The sequence below is a fragment of the Paenibacillus sp. TY11 genome (assembly GCF_059772165.1).
In genome coordinates this window covers 1-819 of record NZ_JCBAIQ010000065.1, presented here as the reverse complement: position 1 = coordinate 819, position 819 = coordinate 1, and the positions used below count along the sequence as shown (strand labels likewise).

General features: G+C 54.0%; 1 rRNA gene. It reads left to right on the top strand.

Annotated elements, in window-relative coordinates:
- Positions 1 to 819 (top strand): 23S ribosomal RNA (locus AC6EJC_RS26815); the annotation flags it as partial.

Sequence of the window (819 nt, the reverse complement as noted above, 5' to 3'; positions counted from 1 at the left end):
GCCTCGGGGAGCTGTAAGCAAGCTTTGATCCGGGGATGTCCGAATGGGGAAACCCGGCTGTCTTCATCGACAGTCACTACTCACTGAATTCATAGGTGAGTGAGAGGCAGACCAGGGGAACTGAAACATCTAAGTACCCTGAGGAAGAGAAAACAATAGTGATTCCGTCAGTAGCGGCGAGCGAACGCGGATTAGCCCAAACCAAGGAGCTTGCTCCTTGGGGTTGTGGGACGTCTCACATGGAGTTACAAAGGAACCGGTTAGATGAAGAGGTCTGGAAAGGCCCGCCAGAGAAGGTAAAAGCCCTGTAGTTCAAAACCCGTTCCCTCCGAGACGGATCCCGAGTAGTGCGGGGCACGTGAAACCCCGTATGAATCCGGCAGGACCATCTGCCAAGGCTAAATACTCCCTGGCGACCGATAGTGAAGCAGTACCGTGAGGGAAAGGTGAAAAGCACCCCGGAAGGGGAGTGAAATAGATCCTGAAACCGTGTGCTTACAAGAAGTCAGAGCCCTATTTATGGGTGATGGCGTGCCTTTTGTAGAATGAACCGGCGAGTTACGTTCCCGTGCAAGGTTAAGGTGAAGAGCTGAAGCCGCAGCGAAAGCGAGTCTGAATAGGGCGAATGAGTACGTGGACGTAGACCCGAAACCGGGTGATCTACCCCTGTCCAGGGTGAAGGTGCGGTAACACGCACTGGAGGCCCGAACCCACGCATGTTGAAAAATGCGGGGATGAGGTGGGGGTAGCGGAGAAATTCCAATCGAACCCGGAGATAGCTGGTTCTCCCCGAAATAGCTTTAGGGCTAGCCTCGGAAA